The sequence below is a fragment of the Roseateles sp. genome (assembly GCF_036404855.1).
Classification (GTDB): Bacteria; Pseudomonadota; Gammaproteobacteria; order Burkholderiales; family Burkholderiaceae_C; genus Pelomonas.
The window spans coordinates 1-4,735 of record NZ_DASWYS010000381.1 but is presented as its reverse complement, the minus strand read 5'-3'; the positions used below and the strand labels follow the sequence as shown (position 1 = coordinate 4,735).

Genomic DNA, 4,735 nt, shown 5'->3' with positions numbered 1-4,735 from the left:
AACAAGATCACCATCAAGGCGAACTCCGGCCTGTCCGAAGCCGAGATCGAGAAGATGGTGAAGGACGCCGAAGCCAACGCGGCCGAGGACAAGAAGAAGGTCGAGCTGGTCAGCGCCCGCAACCAGGCCGACGGCATGGTGCACAGCGTGCGCAAGTCGCTCTCGGAGCACGGCGACAAGCTGGACGCAGCCGAGAAGGACAAGATCGAGGCCGCCGCCAAGGAACTGGAAGAAGCCATCAAGGGCGACGACAAGGCCGACATCGAGGCCAAGACCGAAGCGCTGATGACTGCCAGCCAGAAGTTGGGCGAGAAGATCTACGCCGACCAGCAGGGCGCCCAGGCGGCGGCGGCCGCGGCGGCCGGTGCCGAGCCGCACCAGGCGGAGCCGCAGGCCGAAGCCAAGCGCCCGGCCGACGACAACGTCGTGGATGCCGAGTTCAAGGAAGTCAAGGACGGCAAGTAATCCTTCGGTGACTTCACGGCCCGGGAGCGCTCAGCAGCGCCCTCGGGCTTTTGCCTTGAAAGAGAAGCATGGCTTCCAAGCGTGACTATTACGAAGTCCTCGGCGTCGCGAAGAACGCGTCCGAGGAGGACATCAAGAAGGCCTACCGCAAGCTGGCCATGAAGTTCCACCCCGACCGCAACCAGGGCGACGGGGCGAAGAAGGCCGAGGAGCAGTTCAAGGAGGCCAAAGAGGCCTACGAAATGCTGTCCGACGCGCAGAAGCGCGCGGCCTACGACCAGTACGGCCATGCCGGCGTGGACCCCAACATGGGTGCCGGCCGCGGCGGGCCGGGTGCTGAAGGCTTTGGCGGCTTCGCCGAGGCGTTCGGCGACATCTTCGGCGACATCTTCGGGGGCCAGGGCGGCGGACGTCGCGGCGGTGGCGGCCAGCAGGTCTACCGCGGCAGCGACCTCAGCTACGCCATGGAGATCACGCTGGAGGAAGCCGCCCGCGGCAAGGAAACGCAGATCCGCATCCCCAGCTGGGAGAACTGTGAAACCTGCAGCGGCACGGGTGCCAAGCCTGGCACCAGCGCCAAGACCTGCGGGTCATGTGGTGGCTCGGGCACGGTGCACATGCGCCAGGGCTTCTTCAGCATCCAGCAGACCTGCCCGCACTGCCACGGTAGCGGCAAGATCATTCCCGACCCCTGCACCACCTGCAACGGCCAGGGCAAGGTCAAGAAGCAGAAGACGCTGGAGGTCAAGATCCCGGCCGGCATCAACGAGGGCATGCGCATCCGCTCCGCGGGCAATGGCGAGCCCGGGGTGAATGGCGGCCCGAGCGGCGACCTCTACATCGAGATCCGCATCAAGCAGCACGACATCTTCGAGCGTGACGGCGACGACCTGCACTGCACGATGCCCGTGTCCATGGTCACCGCGGCGCTGGGTGGCCACATCGAGGTGCCCACGCTGGGCGGCAAAGCCGAGATCGAGCTGCCCGAGGGGACACAGCACGGCAAGACCTTCCGCCTGCGCGGCAAAGGCATCAAGGGCGTGCGTTCCAGCTACCCGGGCGACCTCTACTGCCACATCGCAGTGGAGACGCCGGTCAAGCTGACCGAGCACCAGAAGAAGCTGCTTAAGGAGCTGGACGAGTCGCTCAAGAAGGGCGGCGAGCGGCACTCGCCCAACGCCAAGAGCTGGACGGACCGAGTCAAGGACCTGTTCAAGTAATCCTGCTTCGTCGTCATCGAACGCGGCCGCGGCGCCCTCAGGGTTCCGCGGCCTTTTCATACCGCCCCCGGCAAGTCACAGGCCTGTACCGCCGAGCGCGCGAGAATGCGCGCCCCGGCTTTCCCTGACCGCCCCGATGTCCCTGCTCAAGCGCCTGCTGGCCTGGTTCCAGCCCGACACCTCGCGTCCGTTGACCCAGGCCTGGCTGGCCGCCCTTTGGATGGGCCTGCTGGCCAACTGGCCGCTGTGGAAGCAGCTGCAATCGCTGTCCCTCGGCCCCGGCTTCATGCTCGCTTTCGCCGGCATGGTCACGGCCGCCACCGGCGCCGTGCTCAGCCTGCTGGCGTGGCCACGGCTCATCAAGGGCGTGCTGGTTTTCCTGCTGCTGGCCGGCGGCGCGCTCGCGTACTTCATCGGCACCTACGGCATCGTCTTCGACCCGACGATGGTGGTGAACATGGTGCAGACCGACGTGCGCGAGACGCGCGACCTGCTGAGCTGGCGGCTGCTGGCAAGCCTGCTGGTGCTGGGCGTCCTGCCCGGCTGGTGGCTGCTGCGCCGTCCCCGCGCGCCGCGCCAGGCATTCAGCAAGCGCCTGGGCGGCAACGTCGCCGCCTTCGGCCTGGGCCTGGTCGCGATGGTGCTGTTAGCGCTGAGCGTGTTCGCCACGTTGTCCTCGACGATGCGCAACAACAAGAGCATCCGCTACATGGTCACGCCGCTGAACGCCGTCTACTCGGTCAGCATCGTTGGCGTGCGCAGCCTGTCGGGCCCCAAGGGTCCGCCGGCCGTCATCGGTGCCGACGCCCACCTGCTGGCGCGTGCCGACGGCACCAAGCCGCCACTGCTCCTGCTGGTTGTCGGCGAGACGGCCCGGGCCATGAACTTCAGCCTCAACGGCTACGGACGCCCGACCAACCCCGAGCTGTCCAAGCTGCCCCCGACCCAGCTCTTCAGCCTGCGCGACGTGACGTCCTGCGGCACGGCCACAGCCGCGTCGCTGCCCTGCATGTTCGCGCCGCAGGGCCGCACGACCTTTGACGCCGACAAGCCACAGGAGAACCTGCTGGACGTGCTGCAGCGCGCCGGCCTGGCCGTGCTGTGGCTGGACAACCAGAGCGGCTGCAAGGGCCTGTGCGATCGCGTGCCCAACCGCTTCACGACCCAGTTGCCGACGGGTGCTGCGCCGCTGCCGGCGGGGCTGTGCAACGGTGAGGAGTGCTTCGACGAAGCCCTGCTGCATGAACTGGACAAACGCATCGCGGCGCTGGACCCGGAACGGCTCAAGCGCGGCCTGGTCCTCGTCATGCACCAGATGGGCAGCCACGGCCCGGCCTACTTCAAGCGTTCACCGCCCGACATCAAGCCCTTCCAACCCGAATGCCGCAGCAACGAACTGCAGCAGTGCCCGCGCGAGCAGGTCATCAATGGCTATGACAACACCCTCGCGACCACCGACCGACTGCTGGCCCGCTCGATTGCCTGGCTGCAGACACAGCAGGCACGCTTTGACACCGGCATGCTCTACGTGTCAGACCATGGTGAGTCCCTCGGAGAGAACGGCCTCTACCTGCACGGCATGCCGTATGCGATTGCGCCGGATGAGCAGACCCACGTGCCCATGATCCTGTGGCTGCCCGAGGGCGGTGCGCTGGCGGGGTCGCTCCAGCCTGGTTGCCTGGCCGGCCTGCGCGACAAGCCCTTCTCGCACGACAACCTCTTCCACACCACCATGGGCTGGGTCGGCGCGCGTGCCGACGTCTACAAGCCGGAATGGGACCTGCTGGCGGACTGCCGAGGAGGCTGAAGCCCGGGCGGGAAAGACTGTCCCGGCACGGCGGCCCCCCCCACGAGCTAAAAGAGGTCTCCCTGCGCCGATGGCTTGCGCGGCGGCGTGAACAGCGCCAACTGCACCGGTCTTCGCTCTGAGCGCAGCCCGAGCTTGGCCACCGCCCGGCGCAGCCGGGCACGCAGCAGGTCGGCCCAGACGCCCTCACCCGTGAAGCGCGTGCCGAAACGGGCATCGTTGTCCTTGCCGCCGCGCATTTCGCGGATGCGCGCCATCACGCGCTCGGCACGGTCGGGGAAATGGCGCGCGAGCCAGTCCTGGAACAACGGATTCACCTCCCAGGGCAGGCGCACCGGGATGCTGAATGCACTGCTGGCACCGGCTTGCGCCGCAGCTTCCAGGATGCGCTCCAGCTCGGGCTCGTTGATGAAGGGAATGATGGGCGACACGCTGACGCCCACCGGCACGCCCGCATCCGCCAACGCCTTGATCGTGCGCAGCCGCCGCGCCGGCGCCGCTGCGCGCGGCTCCAGGATGCGGGCAAGCTCGTTGTCCAGCGTCGTCACCGACAGATAGACCGACACCAGGCCCTGCGCCGCCATGGGCGCGATGAGGTCCAGCTCGCGCTCGATGCCCGAGGACTTGGTGACAACCGAGAACGGGTGCCGGGTCTCGGCCAGCACCTCCACCACGCGGCGCGTGATGCCAAGCCGACGCTCGACGGGCTGGTAGGCGTCGGTGGCCGTCCCCAGCACCAGCGACCGCGGCTCGTACCTGGCGCCTGCCAGCGTCTCGCGCAGCCGCTCCGCCGCGTTCATCTTGGCGACGATGCGGGTCTCGAAATCCAGGCCCGGCGACAGGTTCAGATAGCTGTGCGTGGGCCGTGCGAAGCAGTAGATACAGCCGTGCTCACACCCCCGGTAGGGATTGATCGAGTAGTCGAAGGTGATGTCCGGCGACTGGTTGCGGGTGACGATGGTCCGGGCCTGCTCTTCGATGATCTGGGTGGCCGGCGGTAGCAGCTCCTCGGCAGCGCCCTGGTCCAGCGAGCCCCAGCCGTCGTCGTACTGCTCCCGCTCCCGCTGCTCGAAACGGTGCGGCATGGCAGTAGCGCTGCCTCGGCCCTTGATGGAGTCGAGCGGAACGAGGGAGGGCTGGGCCGCGGCAATGCGGGTGCGGGTGGGAAGCATACTGTCAATATATACAGTATTTCACTTCCTGCGCACCCGAAGGCCCGAAGGAAGGGCAGGCTAAAGTGTCG

General features: G+C 67.4%; 4 protein-coding genes. 3 read left to right on the top strand and 1 reads right to left on the bottom strand.

Annotated features, from left to right (window positions below; translation table 11 throughout):
• From VGF12_RS25670 to VGF12_RS25660, 3 genes are all read left to right on the top strand, one after another.
• A partial coding sequence (locus VGF12_RS25670; RefSeq protein ID WP_331178889.1) for an Hsp70 family protein occupies positions 1-465 on the top strand: 465 nt, incomplete at its 5' end.
• Positions 466-533: 68 nt separating this feature from the next.
• Positions 534-1,685 carry a molecular chaperone DnaJ gene (dnaJ, locus tag VGF12_RS25665; RefSeq protein WP_331178888.1) on the top strand — a complete coding sequence of 384 codons (1,152 nt, stop codon included), beginning with the start codon at positions 534-536 and terminating at the stop codon, positions 1,683-1,685.
• A 136-nt stretch (positions 1,686-1,821) separates the two neighbouring features.
• Positions 1,822-3,492, top strand: coding sequence for a phosphoethanolamine--lipid A transferase (locus tag VGF12_RS25660; RefSeq protein ID WP_331178887.1), 1,671 nt, complete (start codon positions 1,822-1,824; stop codon positions 3,490-3,492).
• Positions 3,493-3,539: 47 nt separating this feature from the next.
• Here VGF12_RS25660 and VGF12_RS25655 read toward each other — a convergent pair whose 3' ends face one another.
• Positions 3,540-4,664 carry a PA0069 family radical SAM protein gene (locus VGF12_RS25655; protein ID WP_331178886.1) on the bottom strand — a complete coding sequence of 375 codons (1,125 nt, stop codon included), beginning with the start codon at positions 4,662-4,664 and terminating at the stop codon, positions 3,540-3,542.
• Between the last annotated feature and the right edge of the window lie 71 nt (positions 4,665-4,735).